Here is a 20,704-nt window from a genome sequence, read left to right on the forward strand (position 1 = left end):
AGGAGGAATCCGACGTAGGAAAACCCCCCAGAGGGTCCTGAGCGGTGTCCGATCAAATGGCCCCTCCAGGCAGCCGGAGAACCGCTGGGCCAGCCCCCCCCCCCCCCCCCCCCCCCGGCGTTCGTCCAGCGTGTGCGCGCCCCGGCGGGCGTGCCGTGCGCGGCTCAGAAGCCGCCGGCCTGCTCGTCCCGACGACGCTGCCAGCGCTGTTCCACCCGGTCCATCATCCCGGCCTTGCGGCGGGGCGCGGCGGCCGGCCGGGGGCCGGAGCCCTGGCCGGCGGGGCCGCGGCGCCAGCCGGTCACGGCGAACACCGCGCACCCGAGCATCACCAGGAAGCCCACGACGCTGACCCAGATCTGGTCGGGGACGACCATGCCGCCCATCAGCAGGCCGATGCCCACCACGAAGCCGGCAACGGCCAGGTACACCCGCCGGCGGGTGTAGGTGCGCAGCCCGGTTCCCTCAAGCGCCGTCGCGAATTTGGGATCTTCGGCATACAGCGCTCGCTCCATCTGGTCGAGCAGTCGCTGCTCGTGCTCCGAGAGCGGCACGGAGTCCTCCTACTCGTCGGTCGCGGGTGCGACCGGTCCGCCACCCCGGTCGGGGAGGCAAAGTCCAATCAGCCTTCGGGGCACACGGTCGGACGCCTGTGCGGGGGGACCCGGCCCGTGTCGTCCATATGCCCCACGCATCCGGCTGTCATGCTTTCCGGCTTTACCCAGATCATACGGTCCGTGGGCCCGTTACGGAGTGGTCTGCGCCGCGTGGGACGGGCCACTTCGACCGGGCACGGCCGCACCCGGCTCAACGCCACGGGACGCGGACAAGTGCCCGAACGGGTGGAATCGGTTCGGACCTGGGCAGGTTCGGGACCACCCGGACGAGGCCGGGGGGCGTCCGGAAGGCGAACTGCCGCCGCACGGTGTGCGAACCGTACGGCGGCGGACGGTCCCGCGGCCGCTCAGGCCAGGGTGGCCAGCAGGTGCAGCTGGGTCGCCACGGCGTGGAACGCGGGCTGCTCGGCGGCGGCCTCCTCCAGCTTCAGCAGCGCCTCCATCGCGCCCGGCTCGGCGTCCACCAGCACCCCGGGGACCAGGTCGGCGAAGACCCGGACGCCGTGCACCGACTCCACCCGCAGACCCGCGCCCTCGGCCAGCCGGCCCAGCTCCTCGCCGGTAAAGCGGCGCGGCATCGGGTCCTGCTCGCCCCAGCGGCCGTCGGTCGCGGACAGCACCGTACGGGCCTCGGTGAAGTGGCCGGCCAGCGCGCGGGCCAGCACGGCGCCGTTGCGGTTGGCGGCCAGCAGGCTGACCAGGCCGCCCCGGCGCAGGGTGCCGGCCAGGCTGCCGAGCGCCTCCGCCGGGTCGTCCACGACCTCCAGCACGCCGTGGCAGAGCACCGCGTCCACGGTGCCGGGGGCGACCAGCTCGGGCAGCGTCTGGGTGTCGCCCTGGACGGCCCGGACCAGCTCCGTCACCCCGGCCTCGGCGGCCCGGCGCTCCAGCGCGAACAGCGCGTCCGGGCTGGGGTCGACCACGGTGACCCGGTGGCCGAGCTTGGCCACCGGCACGGCGAAGTTGCCGGTGCCGCCACCGGTGTCGACCACGTCGAGCACCGGCTGGTCCAGCTCGGCCGCCCGCTTCTCCAGGGCGGCCCGCACCACCTCCCACACCACGGCGGTACGCAGGGCACTGCGGGGACGCGTCGGGTACAAGGCGGGGCTCCTCGGCACATGCAGATCGATCAGGATGCCTCCACCTTAGACCGGGCGGGTGGCGGGGCCCGTCACCCCCGGCGGGTCGTCGCCGTCCAGCGGCAGCCGCGGGGCCGGCGGGGTCGGGCGCAGGCCGAGCAGGCGCTCGACCAGGCGCAGGAACAGGGCGGAGTTGCGGACCAGGTCGTCGGCGTCACGGGCCGAGGCGGCACCCCTGATCCCGGCCTCGGCGGCCGCCCGGCGGCGGGCGCCGGCGCCGTAGTAGAGCGCCCACTCGGCCAGCTCGGGGGCCACCTCGGGCAGCACCTCCCAGGCACTGCGGATGGCCTTGCGCCGGCGCGGGCTCTTCTCCGGCCGCCCCCGCACCGCGAGCACGGCCGCCACCGTGCGCAGCGCGGCCAGGTGGGCGGTGGCGTACCGCTCCAGCGGGTCCTCCAGCACGCGGGCCCGGGCGAGCGTGCGGTGGGCGTCGGCGAGCAGGTCGAGGGCGGCCGGCGGCGCGGCGGTCCGGCGCAGCACGGGGTGGACGTCCCCGCCACCCGGGCGCCCGCCCGGGGAGGACGGCGGGGCGGCGGAGTGGAGGCGGGCGGTGACGGGCTCAGGACGGCTGATGGTCATGGTCTCCCCCGTTCCGAGGCAGCGCGCGGACCGGGCGGTCCGTGCCCCTCCATCGTGAACGGGACCACTGACAACGCGGCCCGAAACGGGTGAGCGGCGGCGGGCACCGGCCTGTCCCCCCAGGTCCTGTGCCGCCGCCGTACGCCGCCGCTCCGCCGTTCCCCACAGGCGGCGGTGGCCAGCTCCCCCTTCCGGTGGCCGGTCTCCCCCCGGCCCGCTCCGCCGCCCCGTGTCGGCGGTGCGAGGCCCGTGACCGGCTCCCGCGGCGGACCTCCGCCGCCGCCCCGCCGACCCCTCATCTGCCGGCTGGGCGGACGGATCCGCCACCCGGGGCGGGGCGCCCGACGCGCCGCCTTCCCGGTGCCACCACTCTCCCGTCCCGGCAGGTCGGCGGGCCATCCGCTGACGTACTCAACCCCGGATCTGAGTACGCGTACTCAGATCCGTCGGCCCCGGACCCGGCCGTGGCCGGAACCGGCGGGCCGACCCGGCACGTCCGGGTACGGTACGGCCGTGGCCGGGGCGGACCGGCCACGGCCACGAGAAGGAGGGGGAAAGCGATGAGGAGGGGGAAGCCATGACGATCGTGCCGCTGATCTTCACCAGCGGACTCGCCAGCGGTATCAACGCCTACGCGGTGGTGCTGCTGCTCGGACTGCTGGGCCGCTTCGGCGGCGCGGACTCGGTACCGCCCGCACTGGAGCGCACCGACGTGCTGGTCGCGGCCGCCGTACTGTTCCTGCTGGAGGCGGTGGCCGACAAGATCCCGTTCGTCGACAGCCTCTGGGACTCCGTGCACACCGTGATCCGGCCGATCGCGGGCGCCACCGTCGGCGCGCTGATCGCGAGCACCGACCCGGGCTCGCTCGGCGAGGTCGCGGCGGGCGCGATGGGCGGCACCACGGCGCTGGTCAGCCACCTGGTCAAGGCCTCGCTGCGGATGGCGGTCAACACCTCGCCCGAACCGGCCAGCAACATCGCGGTCAGCATGGCGGAGGACCTGTCGGTGGCCGGGCTGGTATCCCTGGCGATCTTCCACCCCTGGCTGGCCGCCTCGATCGCCGCCGTCCTGCTCGCCGTCGGCCTGCTGCTGGTCTGGTTCGCGGTCAACCGGATCCGCGCCTTCCGGGCCCGCCGCCGCGAACGCCGCGCCGCCCGCGACGCCGGGTCCGCCGCCCGCGGGCAGGAGGCGGACCGGCCGTACGTCCCGCGGCGCTGAGGACGGCGCCCGCCCGGTCCGGCCCGGCCCAGGTCACGGCCTAGGATCAGGTGCCATGGCACGGATCGTCATCATCGGCGCAGGAATGAGCGGGCTCGCGGCGGCCTCCAGGCTGGCCACCCTCGGACACCGGGTGACGGTCTGCGAGGCCGGCGGCACGTACGGGGGCATGGTCGGCCGGTACGAGCGCGACGGATTCGCCTTCGACACCGGCCCCGGCCTGCTGACCCTCCCGGCCGTCTACCGCGACCTCGCGCTGAAGACCGGCAAGGAGCCGCTGGAGCAGCTCGTCGACCTCGCCCCGGTGGACCCGGAGAGCCGGCACCTGTTCCCGGACGGCACCGCCGTCAGCCTGCCCAACGCCTCCCGCGGCGGCGTCAGCCAGGCCCTGGACGCCGCCTTCGGCGCCGGCTCGGGCGCCCGCTGGAGCGCGGTCATGAACCACGGCCGGACGGTCTGGGAGGCCACCCGCCGCCCGCTCCTGGAGGAGCCGCTCCCGGCCGACCGGTCGCCGCTGCACACCGACCCCTACCCCGTCCCGCCCCGGCGCGGCCTGCTCGCCCGGCTCGGCCGGCCCCGCCCGTGGACCCTCGCCGACGTCGCCGCCCGCGAACTCGGCGGCCACCCCGGCCTCACCGCCCTGCTGGCGGAGCACGCCCTGCGTTTCGGCCTGCCCCCCGGGTCCGCCCCCGCCGGGGCCACCGTGCTGCCGTACATGGAGCAGTCCTTCGGCGTCTGGTACGTCCGGGGCGGCCTGCGGGCCCTGGCGGACGCGGTGCACCGGCGCTGCGAGCTGCGCAAGGTGGAGTTCCGCTTCGACACCCCGGTCACCGGGGTACTGGTCGAGGACGGCCGGGCCCGTGGCGTCGACACCCCGGGCGGGCGGATCGACGCGGACCTGGTGGTCTCCTCGATGGACACCAGGGCGCTGTTCCGTGACGGTCTCGCCCGGTGGCCGGAGCTCGGGCCCGACCACGGGGAGCCGTCCGAGGTGCCCGGCCGGTTCAGCGTGCTGCTCGCGCTGCGCGGCGCCCGGCCGGCCGGCACCCCGCACCGGACGGTGGTGCACGCCGCCGACCCGGCGGCCGAGCAGAACGCCCTGACCCTCCCGGCCCCGCCCTGCGAGCGCCCCACCCTCCAGGTGCTGCGCCCGGACGATCCCTCGCTGCGCCCCGACGACGCGCACGAGAGCGTGGTGCTGACCGCGACCGTCCCCGCCCAGGGCGACGTCGACTGGACGGCGCCCGGGGTCGCCGAGCGCCACGCGGACCGGCTGCTGGCGCACGCCGACGCCGCCGGCCTGGGCCTGCGCGAACGGGTGCTGTGGCGGGTCGTGCGCACCCCGGACGACACCCGCCGGGAGACCGGCGCCCTCGGCGGGTCGGTCCCCCGCCCCGCGCTCGCCGGAGACGGCGGCGGATGGCTCCAGCCCGCCAACGAGTCGCCCGTCCCCGGCCTCTACCTGATCGGCGGAGCGGCCCACCCCGGCGGCGGACTGGCCCGGGCCGGCATGTCCGCCTGCATCGCCGCCAACCTGATCGGCCCGGCGTAGGGGCCCTGGCGCCGGACCTCAGCCCTGGGGCCAGGTGTTCTGCTGCTGGTAGCCGTAGGTGTGGTCGTAGGACTGCTGCTGCGGGATGCCCTGGGGGTGCTGGCCCGGCTGCTGGCCGGGGTGCTGCTCCAGGTGTTGCTCGGGGTGCTGCTGCGGGGTCTGCCACTGCTGCTGGGGGTGCTGCTCCCAGCCGGGCTGCTGCTGCGGGTAGGACTGGTACTGGTCCTGCTGCGGGTAGCCGTTGTACGGGTCGGACTGCTGGGGGTAGGCCCCGTAGCCCTGGTCGTAGGCGAAGGCCGGCTGCTGCTGGCTCTGCCACTGCTGCTGCTCGTAGGCCGGCTGCGGCTGGGCGGCGTTGTCGTAGCCGGACTGGTAGGCCTCGGCGTAGGGGTCGAGCGGCGCCTGCGCCTGCTGCTGCTCGTAGTAGGCGGGCGCGTAGACGCCGTCCTGGGCGAGTTCCTGCATCTCGAAGGCGGCGGTCTGCTCGACCTCGGGGACGTCCTCGGCAACCGGGGCGGGGGCGGCGACCGGGGCCTCCTCGACGGCGCTGACCTCACCGATCCGCTTGTCGGTGGCCTCGACCGCGGCCACGGCGGCCGCGCCGCCGGTGAGGGCGCCGAGCAGGGGCACCTTGGCGAGCGGGCCGGGCAGCGAGCCGTCGGCCTTGCGCAGCGACCAGCCGGCCCGGTAGCCGCGCTTGACGGAGAGGGTGACGAAGGTCTGGCCGGCCGCGAAGAGGGCGGCGCCGGCGCCGATCACCGGGACGGAGCCGAGCACCATGCCGGCGGCCACTGCCAGGAAGCCGACCAGGGCGAGGGCCCGCCAGTGCAGCGGGGCCCGGTTCTGCAGCAGGACCTCGGCGACCAGCCAGAGCGCCACCACCGCCAACGCGACGTACAGCAGCAGGTATCCGATGCCCATCCGCCCGCTACCTCCAGTCGCGTGCCCGCGCTCGCCGCGCGTGTGCGGCGACTGTACCGGTTCAACGGCCGGGGTACCGCATCGCGTTCCCGCCGGTCGCGGCCGGGGCCCACACGACCGAGCCCGTCACCGTCGGGGCGGTGACGGGCCGGTGAACGTCCGGGCCCGCGGGCCCGATCGGCCCGGCGCAGGACCCCCGACGGGGCGCCGGACGGGGCCTACGCGTGGCGCTGGTGCAGGCCGAGGTTCTGGTAGATCTCCAGCGTCGCCGTGGAGTGGTTGAGCGTGATGAAGTGCAGGCCGGGCGCACCCTCGGCGAGGAGGCGTTCGGCCATCGCGGTGGCGTGTTCCATGCCGATCGCGCGCAGCGCCGCCGGGTCGTCGACGGCGGCCCGCAGCCGGGCCTCCAGGTCGGCGGGGAAGGCGGAGCCGCTCAGCTGGGGGAAGCGTTCCAGCTGCTTGGCGTTGGTGACCGGCATGATCTCCGGGATGATCGGCGTCTCGCAGCCGGCGGCGGTGACCCGGTCGCGCAGCCGCAGGTAGTCGTCGACCTCGAAGAACATCTGGGTGATCGCGTAGTCGGCGCCCGCCCGGACCTTGCCGACGAAGTGCCGGATGTCCTCGTCCCAGTCGGTGGAGCGCGGGTGCATGTTCGGCGAGGCGGCGACGCCGACGCAGAAGTCGCCGATGCCCTTGATCAGCTCGACCAGCTCGTACGCGTACGTGACGCCGTCGGGGTGCCTGACCCATTCGCCCATCGGGTCGCCGGGCGGGTCCCCCCGGACCGCGAGGACGTTGCGCACGCCCTGGTCGGCGTACTGGCCGATGATGTTGCGCAGTTCGGCGATCGAGTGGTCGACGGCGGTCAGGTGGGCGACCGGGGTCAGCGTGGTCTCGGTGGCGATCCGGCCGACCATGTTGACGGTGCGCTCGCGCGAGGAGCCGCCGGCGCCGTACGTCATGCAGACGAAGTTGGGGTCCAGCGGTTCGAGCCGACGGATGGCGTCCCAGAGTCTCTGCTCGCCGACCTCGGTGCGCGGGGGCATGAACTCGAAGGAGAAGGACCGCTTTCCGGCTGCCAGGAGTTCGCGGACCGTCAGTGCGCGGTCCGGTCTGGTGGAAGCGATGCCGAGTGCCATGCTGGCAGGTTATCCGGCGTTCGAAGGGGCCGGACAACTCGGTACCACGGATTGAGACAAGCGGTGGACGATACTCCGTCCGGTGGTCCGTCGAATTCCGACCGGCGTTCGGGGCCCGCGCCGGGTGTGCCCGCACGCCCGCGCGCACGCCCGCTCGCACATTCGTTCCCGGCTACCCCGCTACGCTTGCTGCACCCCAGCGAACCAGCGGAGCCTCATCGTGACCTCGTCCAGCAACCGGCCGGCCAACCCCATAGACGTGGAGGACGTCCGCGCGTGCGTCAACGCCGCCCTCGCCGCGTTCATGGACGGCCAGTCCGCCCTGTTGGACAAGATCTCCCCGCAGCTCGTGCCCGCCGCCGACGCCCTGCGCGACTTCCTGCTGGACGGCGGCAAGCGGCTGCGCCCGGCCTTCTGCTACTGGGGCTGGCGCAGTGCCGGCGGCCCGGCCGGCGGCGAGGGCATCGCGAACGCGGCGGCCGCGCTGGAACTGCTCCAGGCGAGCGCTCTGGTGCACGACGACCTGATGGACCGCAGCGACACCCGCCGCGGCCTGCCCTCGATCCACCGCCGCTTCGAGGCGCTGCACCGGGCGAACGGCTGGCGCGGCGACCGCGAGCAGTACGGCGCCTCGGCGGCGGTGCTGCTCGGCGACCTGCTGCTGATCTGGTGCGACGAGCTGTTCCTGCGCTCGGGCCTGGAGCCGGCCGCCGTGCTGGCCGCCAAGCCGGTGTTCGACCTGATGCGCACCGAGGTCATGGTCGGCCAGTACCTGGACGTCCTGGAGCCGGTGGCCGGCGACTCCGCCGACGAGGGCGCGCTCGACCGGGCGCAGACGGTGCTGCACTACAAGTCGGCGAAGTACACGATCGAGCGGCCCCTCCAGGTCGGCGCGCTGCTGGCCGGGGCCGGCCCGGAGCTGGTGGCGGCGCTGGGGGCGTTCGGGCTGCCGCTGGGCGAGGCCTTCCAGCTGCGGGACGACCTGCTCGGCGTCTTCGGTGATCCGGCGGTCACCGGCAAGCCGGCCGGGGACGACCTGCGCGAGGGCAAGCGCACCCTGCTGGTGGCGCACGCGATGCGGGGCCTGCCGGCCGCCGACGCCCGGCACCTGGACGAGCGGCTCGGCGCGCCGGACCTGGTGCCCGAGGAGGTCGCCGGGCTGCGCGACCTGGTGGCCCGCAGCGGCGCGCCCGAGCGGGTGGAGCGCCGGATCGACGAGCTGATGCGGCAGTCCCTGGCCGCGCTGGAGGCGGCGCCGCTGGCCGACGAGCAGGCCCGCACGGTGCTGCTGGCCCTGGCCGAGGCCGCCACCGTCCGCAAGTACTGAGATCCGCACGCAGGGGGATCCGCAGGTACGGGGAACGGTGACGGCCCCCGGGGCCGTCAGGCCGAGCGCACCCGCCGGGCGAGCTCGGCGGCGGCGGCCTGCGGGTCGTCGGCGGCCGTGATGGCACGGACCACGACGATCCGGCGGGCGCCGGCGGCCAGCACCTCGTCGAGGTTTCCGAGGTCGATGCCGCCGATGGCGAACCACGGCCGGTCGGTGCTCTGCTTCGCCGCGTACGAGACCAGGCCGAGGCCCGGCGCCGGGCGGCCCGGCTTGGTCGGGGTCGGCCAGACCGGGCCCGTGCAGAAGTAGTCCACGCCGGGCTCGGCGAGCGCCGCGTCCACCTCGGACTCGGCGTGGCAGGACCGGCCGATCAGCACCTCGTCGCCGAGGATCGCCCGGGCGGCCGGCACCGGCAGGTCGTCCTGCCCGAGGTGCAGCACGTCCGGCCGGGCCGCGTGCGCGACGTCGGCGCGGTCGTTGACGGCCAGCAGCTTGCCGTGGCGGCGGCAGGCGTCCGCGAAGACCTCCAGAGCCGCCAGCTCCTGCTTGGCCTCCAGGCCCTTGTCCCGGAGCTGGACGATGTCCACCCCGCCCGCCAGCGCCGCGTCCAGGAACTGGGCGAGGTCGCCCTGCTCCCGGCGGGCGTCGGTGCACAGGTACAGCCGGGCGTCGGCCAGCCGCCGGCGCGGTGCGTCCGCCGCCATCAGATCAGCATCGCCTGGGCGCGCCGCTTGACCTCGGTGCCGCGGTTCTCCTGCAGCGCCTGGATCGGGCTGCCGGGCAGCGACGGGTCCTCGGTGAAGAGCCACTCCAGGATCTCCACGTCGTTGTACCCGCAGTCGCGCAGCACGGTCAGGGTGCCGGACAGGTGCTTGACCAGCCCCTGGCCGTCGATGAACGCCGCAGGGACCTGCAGCGACTTGTTGGGGCCCCGCCGGACGGCGATCAGCCCGCCGCTGCGGACCAGGTCGCGCACCTCGGTGACGCGCACCCCCCACTGCTCCGAGATGTCGGGCAGGTACATCCACTCGGAAACCAGGGCTTCGATCTTGCTTTCAATCTCACTCACGCCACCAGACTGCCACCTCCACAGCCCCCCGCGCACCAGCTGCTACCCCGCGACCGCCGACTTCAGCGGCACCGAGGGGTCCGCCGCGCGGGCCCGGTCCAGCGCGGTGCCGCGCTCGATCAGCCGGCGGCCCTGGGTGAGGTCGCGCGGCCGGTCGACGGCCAGCAGCGCGCTCGGCACCCCGTCGCGCAGCCAGAGCGCCGTCCAGGAGGCGTCCTGCGGGCCGCCGCGCCACAGCAGTTCGTCGCCCTCGGCGTGCCGCCCGGCGTACTGGACCATCCGCCCGAACTGCTCCGACCAGAAGTACGGCACCGGGTCGTACGGCGGCGCGTCCGCGCCGAGGACGGCGGCCGCCACGGCCTCGCCGGACTGCAACGCGTGGTCCCAGTGCTGGACGGCCAGCCGGGCGCCGGAGCGGGCGGACGGGTAGCTGACGCAGTCCCCGGCCGCGAAGACGCCGGGCAGGCCGGTGCGCAGCCGCCCGTCCACCAGGACGGCGCCGGTGCCGTCCAGCTCGACGCCGGAACCGGCCAGCCAGCCCGTCGCGGGCCGGGCGCCGACGCCGACCACGACCTCGTCGGCGGGCAGGTGCGAGCCGTCCGCCAGCAGCACCGCGCCCTCCTCGACGGCGGCCACGCCGACCCCGCAGCGCAGGTCGACACCGGCCTCGGCGTACCAGGCGGCCATCGCCGAACCGACCTCGGCCGGCAGCGCGCCGGGGACGGGCGCCGGGCCCGCCTCGACCACCGTCACCTCGCAGCCGGCCGCGCGGGCGGCGGTGGACACCTCGGCGCCGATCCAGCCCGCGCCGACCAGCACCAGCCGCAGGCCGGGCCGCAGCAGGGCACGCAGCGCCAGCGCGTCGTCCAGGGTGTGCAGCAGGTGCGCGCGCTCGGCGCCGGGCAGGGCGCGCGGGGTGGCGCCGGTGGCGATCACCAGGGCGTCGTACGGCAGGTCGCCGGCGTCGGTGTGCAGCACGCCGGGGGCGAGGCCGGTCGCGCGGCGGCCGGTGAGCAGCTCGATGCCCAGGTGCGGGTAGTCGATGTCCAGGGTGGTGGCGTCGGCCTTGCCGAGCAGCACGTCCTTGGAGAGCGGCGGCCGGTCGTACGGCGCGTGCGGCTCCTCCCCGACCAGCGTGATCCGCCCCCGCCAGCCGCCCTGCCGCAGCTTCAGGGCGCACTGCGCCCCGGCCAGCCCGGCCCCGACGACGACCACCTGATCCGTTCCGTTCAGCTCTGCCACGCCCGTCACTGTACTCAGCGCCCTGCCGGGGCCACCGGCCCGTCCACCCCGCGTACGGGCCTTCGGCCGGGCCCGCCCCCGGCGTTATGGTGGGGGCACCATCACGGGAGCCCGGCGTACCGGGCTGAGAGGCGGGCTGGCACGGCCCGCGACCGTCCGAACCTGATCCGGGTCATTCCGGCGAAGGGAGAAGAGCAGCCTTGTCACGCTTGCCCGAGGAAACCCACGCCGACGTGTTGGTGATCGGCGGGGGCGTCATCGGCCTCGCCGTCGCCTGGCGCGCCGCGCAGCGCGGGCTGGGGAACATCGTCGTGGTCGACCCCTCCCCCGGCGGCGGGGCGGCCGGGGTCGCGGCCGGGATGCTCGCCCCGGTCACCGAGCTGCAGTACGGCGAGGAGCCGCTGCTGCGCCTCGGCATGGCCTCCAACCAGCGGTACGGGGACTTCGCCGCCGAGCTCACCGAGGCGAGCGGCGGCCTGGACACCGGGTACCGCCGGTGCGGCACGATCGCCGTCGCGCTGGACTCCGACGACCGCGAGGAACTGCGCGAGCTGCACGCCTTCCACCAGCGGCTCGGCCTGGACTCGGCCTGGCTGACCGGCCGGGAGGCCCGCAGGCTGGAGCCGATGCTCGCCCCCGGCGTGCGCGGCGGCCTGCACGTCGCGGACGACCACCAGGTGGATCCCCGCCGGCTGCTGACCGCCCTGGTGGCCGCCTGCGAGCTCGCCGGGGTCGTGCTCCACCGGGCCGAGGCCGTCGGGCTGCTGGTCGAGGACGGCCGCGCGGTCGGCGCCCGGCTCGGCACCGGCGAGACACCGAGGGCCGACCAGGTGGTGCTCGCGGCCGGCCCGCACAGCCACCGGCTGCCCGGGCTGCCGGAGGGCGTGCTGCCGGCCGTCCGCCCGGTGAAGGGGCAGATCCTGCGGCTGCGGATCCCCGAGGCGTACCGGCCGTTCCTGTCCCGCAACGTCCGCGCGGTGGTGCGCGGACAGCACCTGTACCTGGTGCCCCGGGAGAACGGCGAGCTGGTGATCGGCGCGACCACCGAGGAGCAGGGCTACGACACCACGGTCACCGCCGGCGGGGTGTACGAACTGCTGCGCGACGCCCACGAGTTGGTGCCGGGCATCACCGAACTCCCGCTGCTGGAGACCTCGGCCGGGCTGCGTCCCGGTTCGCCGGACAACGCCCCGCTGCTGGGCCCGACCGCGCTGCCCGGGCTGGTCGCCGCCACCGGCCACTACCGCAACGGCGTGCTGCTCACCCCGGTGACCGCCGACCTGCTCGCCGAGTACCTGGCGACCGGCGAACTCCCCGAGCTTGCAAAGCCGTTCACGCCCACCCGGTTCTCCCCCGACCGCTCCACCACGAAGGCCTCCGCATGACCGAGATCGCACCACCCCAGACCACACCACCCCAGACCACACCGGCCGAGATCGGGCTGACCGTCAACGGCGAGCCCCGCCGGGTGTCCGCCACGACCACCCTCGCGGAGGTGGTGGCCACCCTCAGCGCCGCCCACAGCGGCGTCGCCGCCGCCCTCAACGAGGCCGTGGTGCCGCGCAGTTCGTGGCCGGCCACGGAACTGTCGGCGGGCGACCGGATCGAGATCCTCACCGCCGTCCAGGGAGGCTGACATGGCTGACGACCTGCTGACCATCGCCGGGGAGTCCTTCGGCTCCCGGCTGATCATGGGCACCGGCGGCGCACCCAGCCTGGAGATCCTGGAACGGGCGCTGCTGGCCTCCGGCACCGAGCTGACCACCGTGGCGATGCGCCGGGTCGACGCCGGCACCCAGGGCTCCGTCCTGGACGTGCTGACCCGCAACGGCATCCGGGTGCTGCCCAACACGGCGGGCTGCTTCACCGCCGGGGAGGCCGTGCTGACCGCCCGGCTGGCCCGCGAGGCGCTCGGCACCGACTGGGTGAAGCTGGAGGTGATCGCCGACGAGCGGACCCTCCTGCCGGACCCGATCGAGCTGCTGGACGCCGCCGAGACCCTGGTCGACGACGGCTTCACGGTGCTGCCGTACACCAACGACGACCCGGTGCTGGCACGCAAGCTGGAGGACGTCGGCTGCGCGGCGATCATGCCGCTGGGCTCGCCGATCGGCTCCGGCCTGGGCATCCGCAACCCGCACAACTTCCAGCTGATCGTGGAGGACGCGGGCGTCCCGGTGATCCTGGACGCGGGCGCCGGCACCGCCTCGGACGTCGCGCTGGCGATGGAGCTGGGCTGCGCGGCGGTGATGCTCGCCTCCGCGGTGACCAGGGCGCAGGACCCGGTGCTGATGGCCGAGGCGATGCGGCACGCCGCCGAGGCGGGCCGGTTCGCCCACCGGGCCGGCCGCATCCCGCGCCGGTTCCACGCCGAGGCCTCCTCGGCGATGGCCGGCCGGGCGGAGCTGGACACCCGCGAGCACCCGGCGTTCTGACGCCCTGGCGCACGGCACCCGCCCGCGTGTGCCGTGTCACAAACCGGGCACAGCCGGGCCCGGAGGCGATGTCCTCCGGGTCCGGCTGCCGCCTGCGGCCCTAGACTCTCCGGGTGGACATGGCACTGCACGACCCCCTGATCGGTACCCTGCTCGACGGCCGGTACCGGGTCGAGCAGCGCATCGCGACCGGCGGGATGTCCACCGTCTACAAGGGCACCGACACCCGGCTGGACCGGGTCGTCGCCCTCAAGGTGATGCACCCCGCGCTGGCCGGGGACGACGGCTTCACCGCCCGGTTCATCCGCGAGGCCAAGGCCGTCGCCCGGCTCTCCCACCCGAACGTGGTGAACGTCTTCGACCAGGGCGCGGACGGCGCCAACGTCTTCCTCGCCATGGAGTACGTGCCCGGCCGCACCCTGCGGGACCTGCTGCGCGACCGCGGCGCGCTGTCCGTGCGGGCCGCGCTGGACGTGCTGGAGCCGGTGCTGGCCGCCCTCGGCGCCGCCCACCGGGCCGGGCTGGTGCACCGGGACGTCAAGCCGGAGAACGTGCTGATCACCGAGGACGGGCTGGTCAAGGTCGCCGACTTCGGCCTGGTCCGGGTCCTCGGCACCGCCGACGGCGCGCCCACCTCGACCAGCACCGCGACCGGCGGCACGGTCCTCGGCACCGTCTCCTACCTGGCCCCCGAGCAGATCCTCCCGGACGCCCCCACCGACCAGCGGGTCGACGTCTACGCGGCCGGCATCCTGCTCTACGAGATGCTCACCGGCCGCCGCCCGCACACCGGCGACAACCCCGTCCAGGTGATGTACAAGCACCTGCACGAGGACGTCCCCGCCCCCTCGCTGATCGCCCCGGCCGTCGGCCCCGGGCTGGACGCCATAGTGGCCGGCGCCTGCGCCCGGACGGCCGAGGCCCGCCCGTACGACGCGGTCGAACTGCTCGCCGCCCTCCAGCGGATCCGCCGCACGCTCACCCCGGCCGAGCTGGACGCCGAGCCGCCGGCCTCCACCCGGCCCAGCCCGCGCTACCCGACCAGCGAGCCGACCTCGGTGATCCAGCAGCCGGCGGGGCCCGTCGACGCCGGGGCGCCGGAGCCCACCAGCGTGCTGGACGTGCCGGCGGAGCTGCTGGACCAGCTGCTGGTCGAGCCGCGCCCGTACGACGAGCCGACCCCGGTGCGCGGGCGCCGGCCCGGCCTGCTGCGCCGCCTCCCCCGCAAGCCGCTGATCTGGGTCGCCGCGCTGACCGCCCTGGTGCTGGCGGTCGGCGGTGCGACGTACGGGCTGTCCGAGGGGCTGTACGGGCCGGTGCCCGGCGTGCTCGGCAAGGACCGGGCCGAGGCGCAGCGGATCCTGGACAAGGACGGCATGCACGGCCGCTTCGTCGAGGTGTTCAGCGAGAGCGTCCCGGCCGGGCAGGTGATCGCCACCGACCCCGGAGTGGGCGCGCGGACCCGCAAGAGCGACACCGTGACGGTGACCGTCTCCAGGGGCCCCAAGCGGATCGCGGTGCCGGACCTGGCTGGGAAGACCGCCGACCAGGCCGCCGACGCGCTGACCGCGGCCCAGCTGACCAGGGGCGGCGTGACCGGGACGTACGACGACACCGTGCCGGAGGGCGTGGTGATCAGCAGTTCGCCGGCGGCCGGGCAGCTGCTCCAGGAGAACACCGCGGTCTCGCTGGTGGTCAGCAAGGGCATGGTGCCCGTCCCGGACGTCACCGGGATGAGCAAGGACGACGCGGCGAAGGCGCTCCAGGCGGCCGGCTTCACGATGCAGACCAGCGGGGTCAACCTGTTCGGCACCGGCAAGGTGTCCAGTCAGTCCCCGGCGGCCGGCGAGCGGCGCCCGCAGCACACCGCGGTGACGGTCAACTTCCCCTTCTTCTAAGGGGATTCCTCCGAACGTCGGCCCACCCTCAGCGCAGCGGGCCGTCGCCCGGCTCCTCCTGGTGGGAGTAGCGCTGCTCGCGCCACGGGTCGGCGAGGTTGTGGTAGCCGCGCTCCTCCCAGAAGCCCCGGCGGTCGGCCCGCATGTACTCCACCGCGCGGACCCACTTGGGGCCCTTCCAGGCGTACAGCCCGGGGACGATCAGCCGGACGGGGAAACCGTGCTCGGCGGTCAGCGGCTCGCCGTTGCGGTGGGTGGCGAAGATCGTCCGCGGGTCGGCGAAGTCGGCCAGCCGCAGGTTGGCGCTGTAGCCGTACTCGGCCCAGACCATCACGTGGGTGACGCCGGGCGCGGGGGGCTCCAGGTCGAGGAGGGCGGCGGCCGGCACGCCCGACCACTCGTTGCCGAGCAGCGTGAACTTGGTGACGCAGTGCAGGTCGGCGACGACGGTGGTGCGCGGCAGGGCGTGGAAGGCCTCGAAGTCCCAGCTGTGCTTCTCCGCCGAGGCGGTGGCGCCGAACACCTGGAGGTCCCAGGTCAGCGGCTTGAAGCGGGGTACGGGCCCGTAGTGCAGGGCGGGCCAGCCGCGCTGCACGCGCTGCCCCGGGGGGAGCCTCGGGTCAGACGGCGGAAGCGGTTCTTGTTCGGACTGACCCATGACTCCATGGTGACAGACGGCGGCCGACGCGCCGTGCGCGCCCCTTCGCGCGACCACACGCCCCGCCCCCAAGAACCGGTGATCGGGCCCGTATCGGCTCAAATCGGATATTCCAAAACATGTCCTAGTGAGTGTGAACTTACTGGAATTTTCTCCCATTTCGATGCCAGGATGCGCAGCGCAGGAGTCACAACAGGCCGTAGCGCAGGGAGGCACCAGCCATGCAGGGCGACCCAGAGGTCATCGAGTTCCTCAACGAGCAGCTCACCGCGGAGCTCACCGCGATCAACCAGTACTTCCTGCACGCCAAGATGCAGGAGAACTTCGGCTGGACGAAGCTCGCCAAGTACACCCGGCACGAGTCCTTCGACGAGATGAAGCACGCCGAGACTCTCACCGACCGGATCCTCTTCCTGGACGGGCTGCCGAACTACCAGCGGCTGTTCCACGTCCGGATCGGCCAGACGGTCAAGGAGATGTTCGAGGCGGACCGCCAGATCGAGGTCGAGGCGATCGACCGGCTGAAGCGCGGGATCGTGGTGATGCGCGCCAAGAACGACGTCACCTCGGCGAACATCTTCGAGGACATCCTGGCCGACGAGGAGCACCACATCGACTACCTCGACACCCAGCTGGAGCTCCTGGAGAAGCTCGGCGAAGCCCTCTACCTCGCCCAGGTGATCGAGCAGCCGGACTCCTGAGCCCTCAGGCCGCGCGCAGCGGGGCGACCGGGGTCGGGGCGGCCTGAGTCACGGTGGCCGCCGGCGCGGACGCGGCCTGGTCCTGCGGGTCGGCCAGGCCGAGCTTCGCGGCGAGGCGGGCGGTCGGGCAGGGCCGGGCGCCGTGCTCGCCGAGCAGGGCCTGGATCCGGCGGACGCAGGATCCGCAGTCGGTGCCGGCCTTGCAGCCCCGGGCGATCTGGCGCGGGGTGCCGGCCCCGGCGTCGATCGCCTTCTTCACCTGGTCCTCGGTGACCGCATGGCACATGCACACGTACATCGCGGACTCTCCAGGGTGGTGCGGCGCCGACCGGCGGAACGATCTTGACTAAGGCTTGCCTTACTTCACTAAGCCTCACCTTACCCGGCGATCCGGGCACGAAAAAGCCCCTCCGGGCTCGGGGACCCCGAATCCGGAGGGGCTTTCGTCACATTCGTTCACCGGTGACCCGCCGGCGGCGGCTCACCCGTGGCAGCTCACTGGCCGCGGTACATCTCCGCCACCAGGAACGCCAGGTCCAGCGACTGGCTGCGGTTGAGCCGCGGGTCGCAGGCCGTCTCGTAGCGCTGGTGCAGGTCGTCGACCAGCACCTCGTCGCCACCGCCGACGCACTCGGTCACGTCGTCGCCGGTCAGCTCCACGTGGATGCCACCCGGGTGGGTGCCCAGCGCGCGGTGCACCTCGAAGAAGCCCTTGACCTCGTCGAGCACGTCGTCGAAGCTGCGGGTCTTGTGGCCGCTGGAGGCCTCGAAGGTGTTGCCGTGCATCGGGTCGCAGATCCACACCGGCTGGGCGCCGGACGCGGTGACCTTCTCCACCAGGGTGGGCAGGTGGTCGCGGACCTTGCCCGCACCCATCCGGGTGATGAAGGTGAGGCGGCCGGGCTCGCGCTCCGGGTCCAGCTTCTCGATCAGGGTCAGCGCCTCGTCGACCGAGGTGGTCGGGCCGAGCTTGACGCCGATCGGGTTGCGGACCTTCGAGGCGAACTCGATGTGCGCGTGGTCCAGCTGGCGGGTGCGCTCGCCGATCCACACCATGTGGCCGGAGACGTCGTACAGCTCGCCGGTGCGCGAGTCCACGCGGGTCAGCGCGGTCTCGTAGTCGAGGATCAGCGCCTCGTGCGAGGAGAAGAACTCGACGGTCTTGAACTCCTCCGGCGCCACACCGCAGGCGTTCATGAACGCCAGGGCGTTGTCGATCTCCCGGGCGAGCTGCTCGTAGCGCTGGCCGGCCGGCGAGTTGCGCACGAAGTCCTGGTTCCAGGCGTGCACCTGGCGCAGGTCCGCGTAGCCACCGGTGGTGAACGCGCGCACCAGGTTCAGCGTCGCGGCGGACGCGTTGTACATCCGCTTGAGGCGCTCCGGGTCCGGGATGCGGGACTCGGGGGTGAACTCGAAGCCGTTCACCGAGTCGCCGCGGTAGACCGGCAGCGTCACGCCGTCGCGGGTCTCGGTCGACTTGGAGCGCGGCTTGGAGTACTGGCCGGCGATCCGGCCCACCTTCACGACCGGCACCGAGGCCGCGTACGTCAGCACGGCGGCCATCTGCAGCAGGGTCTTCAGCTTGTTGCGGATGTGCTCCGCCGAGACGCCGTCGAAGGCCTCGGCACAGTCACCGCCCTGCAGCAGGAAGGCCTCCCCGCGCGCCACGGCGCCGAGCCGGGCGCGCAGCTGGTCGCACTCGCCGGCGAACACGAGCGGCGGATAGGAGGCGAGCTCGGCAAGGGTCTTGCGCAGAGCCTCTTGGTCCGGCCATTCAGGCTGCTGCGCCGCGGGCAGGGACTGCCAGGAGTGGCCAGTCCTCGATGTCTCAGTCGTCACGGTCACACCACCAAGGCTACGGGGTGACCCGAGCGATTCGTGACCATTGCCCGAGGGGTGAGACATAACTCGGACAAACACGTGACCGGGCTCACCCTCCCCGCACGATCCGCTACGCTCGAACCATGCACGCGCCCCACACCCACTCCTGGTGGTGGGCCTCCCCCAAGGGTGGCCCACCGATCGCGCGTTCCTAGACGAACACGACGGCCGCCCCTCGGGGCGGCCGTCGGCGTATGCGCAGACGGCCCTCCGGGAGCGGATCCCAGCACCGCACCTCACCAGTCCCCCGGAAGGAAGCCGCTCCGTGACCGCCACCGCCGACCTGCTCGCCCGCCTCACCGCTCCCGACGCGCCCGCGTTCGCCCTGCTGCACCGCCGCACCCCCCGGCTCGCCCCGGACACCGTCGAGGTGCTGATGGGCACCGTCGACAGCTACCGGAACCTCGCCGACCTGCCGGTCCGCACCGGCGTCCCGGCCGACGGCCCCGTGCACGACCTGCTCGCGCTCGTCCCGTACCGGCAGATCCGCGAGCGCGGCTTCGAGGCGCACGACGACGGGACCCCGCTGCAGGCCCTCTCGGTGGCCGAACAGCACACCCTGCCGCTGGCCGAACTCACCGCCGCCCTGCCGCAGTCGCCGGTCTCGCTCACCGGCGGCTCGTTCGACATCGACGACGAGGCGTACGCCGCGATCGTCCGCCGGGTGATCGAGGAGGAGATCGGCAACGGCGAGGGCGCCAACTTCGTGATCCGGCGCGACTTCGGCGCCACCCTGGAGAACTTCTCGCCCGCACTCGCGCTCACCCTGTTCCGGCGGCTGCTGGAGCAGGAGCGCGGCGCCTACTGGACCTTCCTGGTGCACACCGGAGAACGCGTCCTGGTCGGCGCCTCCCCCGAGGTGCACGTCCGCCAGAGCGGCGGCACCGTCGTGATGAACCCGATCTCCGGCACCTACCGCTATCCGACCGGCGGCTCGGACATCGACTCGCTGCTCCGGTTCCTCCACGACCCCAAGGAACTGGAGGAACTGACGATGGTCGTCGACGAAGAGCTCAAGATGATGTGCACGGTCGGCGACCTCGGCGGCCAGGTGCTCGGGCCCCGGCTCAAGGAGATGTCCCATCTCGCCCACACCGAGTACGAGCTGCGCGGACGCACCTCGCTGGACGTCCGCGAGGTGCTCCGCGAGACGATGTTCGCCGCCACCGTCACCGGCAGCCCGGTCCAGAACGCCACCCGGGTCATCAAGCGGTACGAGCCCGGCGGGCGCGGCTACTACTCCGGCGCGCTCGCCCTGATCGGCCGCTCCGCCAGCGGCGGGCAGCTGCTGGACTCGCCCATCTGCATCCGCACCGCCGACATCGACCCGGCCACCGGCCGCCTGGTCGTCCGGGTCGGCGCCACGCTGGTCCGCCACTCCGTCCCCGAGTCCGAGGTCGCCGAGACCCACGCCAAGGCCGCCGGGGTGCTCACCGCGATCGGCGCCCGGCCCGCGCCCGCCCGGCTGCCCGGCCCCACCGGCCCCCGGCTGGCCGACGACCACCGCGTCCAGGCCGCCCTGGACGCCCGGCGGGCCGACCTCGCCCCGTTCTGGCTGCGGATGCAGACACCGACCGTGGTCACCGAGCCCGCGCCGACCCTGGTGGTCGACGGCGAGGACACCTTCACCTCGATGCTCGCCCACCTGCTCACCTCGATCGGCCACCAGGTCAGCGTCGTCCGCTACGACGCGCCCGGGCTGCCCGCCCTGCTGGCGGCGCACCGCGGGCCGCTGGTGCTGGGCCCCGGGCCCGGCGACCCGGCGCTCACCGACGACCCCAAGATGGCCCTGCTGCGGCCGGTCGTCGCGGACGCCCTGGCAGCCGTCCGGTCCGGAGCCCGCACCGCGCCGCTGCTCGCGGTCTGCCTCAGCCACCAACTGCTCTGCGGCGAGCTCGGGCTGGCGCTGGGCCGCAAGGACGTCCCGTACCAGGGCGCGCAGGAGAGCATCGATCTGTTCGGCACCAAGCACACCGTCGGCTTCTACAACACGTTCACCGCGCGCTGCTCGGACGCCGACGCGGCCCGGCTCGCCGCGCGGGGCGTCGAGGTCGCCCGGGACGCCGCCACCGGGGACGTCCACGCGCTGCGCGGGCCCGGCTTCGCCGGCCTCCAGTTCCACCCCGAGTCGGTGCTGACCCGCGACGGCGTCGGCATCGTGGCGGGCCTGCTGCGCGAGGCGGCGGCCGTCCGCGGCTGAGCAGCCGGTGGGGGGGCGGGCCCCGGGGAACGGCCCCCCCCCCCCCCCCGGATCGCCGAGGGGGCCGGGCCCCCCCCGAACCCTCCCACGTTGTCCTCCCACCCCTCTCCTCCCGCTTCCCGCC

Annotated in this window: 20 protein-coding genes and 1 riboswitch; of the genes, 9 read left to right on the forward strand and 11 right to left on the reverse strand. The window is 74.2% G+C overall.

The genetic code is table 11. The annotated features are described in order from the left end of the window. Nucleotides 1-164 precede the first annotated feature (164 nt). From AC07BF_RS12050 to AC07BF_RS12060, 3 genes are all read right to left on the reverse strand, one after another. Complete coding sequence (locus AC07BF_RS12050; RefSeq protein ID WP_350884379.1) at nt 165-554, reverse strand: DUF3040 domain-containing protein; 390 nt, start codon at nt 552-554, stop codon at nt 165-167. Between the two features lie 410 nt (nt 555-964). After that, on the reverse strand, nt 965-1,717 hold the full coding sequence (locus AC07BF_RS12055) for a methyltransferase domain-containing protein (protein WP_363378597.1): 753 nt from the start codon (nt 1,715-1,717) through the stop codon (nt 965-967). 45 nt (nt 1,718-1,762) lie between these two features. Continuing rightward, nucleotides 1,763-2,329, reverse strand: coding sequence for an SAV_6107 family HEPN domain-containing protein (locus AC07BF_RS12060; protein ID WP_400805702.1), 567 nt, complete (start codon nt 2,327-2,329; stop codon nt 1,763-1,765). A gap of 583 nt (nt 2,330-2,912) precedes the next feature. Between AC07BF_RS12060 and AC07BF_RS12065 the strand changes: the two genes are divergently transcribed. Both AC07BF_RS12065 and AC07BF_RS12070 read left to right on the forward strand, forming a co-directional pair. Continuing rightward, nucleotides 2,913-3,554 (forward strand): DUF4126 domain-containing protein, encoded by a 642-nt coding sequence (locus tag AC07BF_RS12065; protein ID WP_400805647.1) that lies wholly within the window; start codon nt 2,913-2,915, stop codon nt 3,552-3,554. A 55-nt stretch (nt 3,555-3,609) separates the two neighbouring features. Then, a complete protein-coding gene (locus tag AC07BF_RS12070) occupies nt 3,610-5,106 on the forward strand; it encodes a phytoene desaturase family protein (protein ID WP_363618871.1) in 1,497 nt (498 codons plus the stop codon). 18 nt (nt 5,107-5,124) lie between these two features. Here the strand turns inward: AC07BF_RS12070 and AC07BF_RS12075 are convergent, their stop codons facing one another. Both AC07BF_RS12075 and metF read right to left on the reverse strand, forming a co-directional pair. After that, complete coding sequence (locus tag AC07BF_RS12075) at nt 5,125-6,027, reverse strand: hypothetical protein (RefSeq protein WP_478333313.1); 903 nt, start codon at nt 6,025-6,027, stop codon at nt 5,125-5,127. Nucleotides 6,028-6,245: 218 nt separating this feature from the next. After that, nucleotides 6,246-7,166: a methylenetetrahydrofolate reductase [NAD(P)H] gene (metF, locus tag AC07BF_RS12080; RefSeq protein WP_363582946.1), complete on the reverse strand. Its 921-nt coding sequence runs from the start codon at nt 7,164-7,166 to the stop codon at nt 6,246-6,248. Nucleotides 7,167-7,386: 220 nt separating this feature from the next. Between metF and AC07BF_RS12085 the strand changes: the two genes are divergently transcribed. Then, a complete protein-coding gene (locus AC07BF_RS12085; protein ID WP_400805642.1) occupies nt 7,387-8,493 on the forward strand; it encodes a polyprenyl synthetase family protein in 1,107 nt (368 codons plus the stop codon). A 56-nt stretch (nt 8,494-8,549) separates the two neighbouring features. Here AC07BF_RS12085 and thiE read toward each other — a convergent pair whose 3' ends face one another. Genes thiE through AC07BF_RS12100 form a run of 3 tightly spaced genes read right to left on the reverse strand, consistent with a single transcriptional unit; the run spans nt 8,550 to nt 10,816 of the window. Next, a complete protein-coding gene (thiE, locus tag AC07BF_RS12090) occupies nt 8,550-9,200 on the reverse strand; it encodes a thiamine phosphate synthase (RefSeq protein ID WP_363628785.1) in 651 nt (216 codons plus the stop codon). Next, nucleotides 9,200-9,565 carry an Rv2175c family DNA-binding protein gene (locus AC07BF_RS12095; protein WP_350884398.1) on the reverse strand — a complete coding sequence of 122 codons (366 nt, stop codon included), beginning with the start codon at nt 9,563-9,565 and terminating at the stop codon, nt 9,200-9,202. Before AC07BF_RS12095 ends, thiE begins: the two co-directional genes overlap by 1 nt. 42 nt (nt 9,566-9,607) lie before the next feature. Further along, nucleotides 9,608-10,816, reverse strand: a complete 1,209-nt coding sequence (locus tag AC07BF_RS12100) for an NAD(P)/FAD-dependent oxidoreductase (RefSeq protein WP_363582952.1) — start codon at nt 10,814-10,816, stop codon at nt 9,608-9,610. Nucleotides 10,817-10,900: 84 nt separating this feature from the next. After that, nucleotides 10,901-11,013: riboswitch (TPP riboswitch) on the forward strand. 3 nt (nt 11,014-11,016) lie between these two features. On the opposite strand from AC07BF_RS12100, the gene thiO reads away from it, so the two are divergent. The 4 genes from thiO to pknB all read left to right on the forward strand — a co-directional run bounded on the left by thiO (nt 11,017) and on the right by pknB (nt 15,140). Beyond that, nucleotides 11,017-12,192 carry a glycine oxidase ThiO gene (gene thiO / locus AC07BF_RS12105; protein ID WP_400805639.1) on the forward strand — a complete coding sequence of 392 codons (1,176 nt, stop codon included), beginning with the start codon at nt 11,017-11,019 and terminating at the stop codon, nt 12,190-12,192. Next, nucleotides 12,189-12,443: a sulfur carrier protein ThiS gene (gene thiS / locus AC07BF_RS12110; protein WP_400805637.1), complete on the forward strand. Its 255-nt coding sequence runs from the start codon at nt 12,189-12,191 to the stop codon at nt 12,441-12,443. Before thiO ends, thiS begins: the two co-directional genes overlap by 4 nt. Before the next feature lies 1 nt (nt 12,444). Then, on the forward strand, nt 12,445-13,242 hold the full coding sequence (locus AC07BF_RS12115) for a thiazole synthase (RefSeq protein WP_363582958.1): 798 nt from the start codon (nt 12,445-12,447) through the stop codon (nt 13,240-13,242). A gap of 119 nt (nt 13,243-13,361) precedes the next feature. Beyond that, nucleotides 13,362-15,140, forward strand: a complete 1,779-nt coding sequence (gene pknB / locus AC07BF_RS12120; protein WP_478333318.1) for a Stk1 family PASTA domain-containing Ser/Thr kinase — start codon at nt 13,362-13,364, stop codon at nt 15,138-15,140. Nucleotides 15,141-15,168: 28 nt separating this feature from the next. Here pknB and AC07BF_RS12125 read toward each other — a convergent pair whose 3' ends face one another. Further along, nucleotides 15,169-15,798 carry a molybdopterin-dependent oxidoreductase gene (locus tag AC07BF_RS12125; RefSeq protein WP_063347259.1) on the reverse strand — a complete coding sequence of 210 codons (630 nt, stop codon included), beginning with the start codon at nt 15,796-15,798 and terminating at the stop codon, nt 15,169-15,171. Between the two features lie 221 nt (nt 15,799-16,019). Between AC07BF_RS12125 and bfr the strand changes: the two genes are divergently transcribed. Continuing rightward, nucleotides 16,020-16,499, forward strand: coding sequence for a bacterioferritin (gene bfr, locus AC07BF_RS12130; RefSeq protein WP_363582962.1), 480 nt, complete (start codon nt 16,020-16,022; stop codon nt 16,497-16,499). Between the two features lie 4 nt (nt 16,500-16,503). On the opposite strand, the gene AC07BF_RS12135 is transcribed toward bfr, so the two are convergent. Together AC07BF_RS12135 and AC07BF_RS12140 are read right to left on the reverse strand one after the other, a co-directional pair. After that, nucleotides 16,504-16,797, reverse strand: a complete 294-nt coding sequence (locus AC07BF_RS12135; RefSeq protein ID WP_363582964.1) for a (2Fe-2S)-binding protein — start codon at nt 16,795-16,797, stop codon at nt 16,504-16,506. A 197-nt stretch (nt 16,798-16,994) separates the two neighbouring features. After that, a complete protein-coding gene (locus AC07BF_RS12140; protein WP_478333314.1) occupies nt 16,995-18,404 on the reverse strand; it encodes a class II 3-deoxy-7-phosphoheptulonate synthase in 1,410 nt (469 codons plus the stop codon). A gap of 241 nt (nt 18,405-18,645) precedes the next feature. Here AC07BF_RS12140 and AC07BF_RS12145 point away from each other — a divergent pair, with 241 nt between their 5' ends. Next, on the forward strand, nt 18,646-20,580 hold the full coding sequence (locus tag AC07BF_RS12145; RefSeq protein WP_400805634.1) for an anthranilate synthase family protein: 1,935 nt from the start codon (nt 18,646-18,648) through the stop codon (nt 20,578-20,580). The last annotated feature ends 124 nt before the right edge of the window (nt 20,581-20,704 follow it).

The organism is Kitasatospora sp. NPDC043950 (assembly GCF_056435345.1).

Excerpts from the sequence above, each read along its gene's own strand:
- AC07BF_RS12065 (WP_400805647.1), top strand. The coding sequence starts at position 2,913 with ATGACGATCGTGCCGCTGATCTTCACCAGCGGACTCGCCAGCGGTATC.
- AC07BF_RS12070 (WP_363618871.1), top strand. The coding sequence starts at position 3,610 with ATGGCACGGATCGTCATCATCGGCGCAGGAATGAGCGGGCTCGCGGCG.
- AC07BF_RS12075 (WP_478333313.1), bottom strand. The coding sequence starts at position 6,027 with ATGGGCATCGGATACCTGCTGCTGTACGTCGCGTTGGCGGTGGTGGCG.
- metF (WP_363582946.1), bottom strand. The coding sequence starts at position 7,166 with ATGGCACTCGGCATCGCTTCCACCAGACCGGACCGCGCACTGACGGTC.
- thiE (WP_363628785.1), bottom strand. The coding sequence starts at position 9,200 with ATGGCGGCGGACGCACCGCGCCGGCGGCTGGCCGACGCCCGGCTGTAC.
- thiS (WP_400805637.1), top strand. The coding sequence starts at position 12,189 with ATGACCGAGATCGCACCACCCCAGACCACACCACCCCAGACCACACCG.
- AC07BF_RS12115 (WP_363582958.1), top strand. The coding sequence starts at position 12,445 with ATGGCTGACGACCTGCTGACCATCGCCGGGGAGTCCTTCGGCTCCCGG.
- pknB (WP_478333318.1), top strand. The coding sequence starts at position 13,362 with ATGGCACTGCACGACCCCCTGATCGGTACCCTGCTCGACGGCCGGTAC.
- AC07BF_RS12125 (WP_063347259.1), bottom strand. The coding sequence starts at position 15,798 with ATGGGTCAGTCCGAACAAGAACCGCTTCCGCCGTCTGACCCGAGGCTC.
- bfr (WP_363582962.1), top strand. The coding sequence starts at position 16,020 with ATGCAGGGCGACCCAGAGGTCATCGAGTTCCTCAACGAGCAGCTCACC.
- AC07BF_RS12135 (WP_363582964.1), bottom strand. The coding sequence starts at position 16,797 with ATGTACGTGTGCATGTGCCATGCGGTCACCGAGGACCAGGTGAAGAAG.
- AC07BF_RS12140 (WP_478333314.1), bottom strand. The coding sequence starts at position 18,404 with ATGTCTCACCCCTCGGGCAATGGTCACGAATCGCTCGGGTCACCCCGT.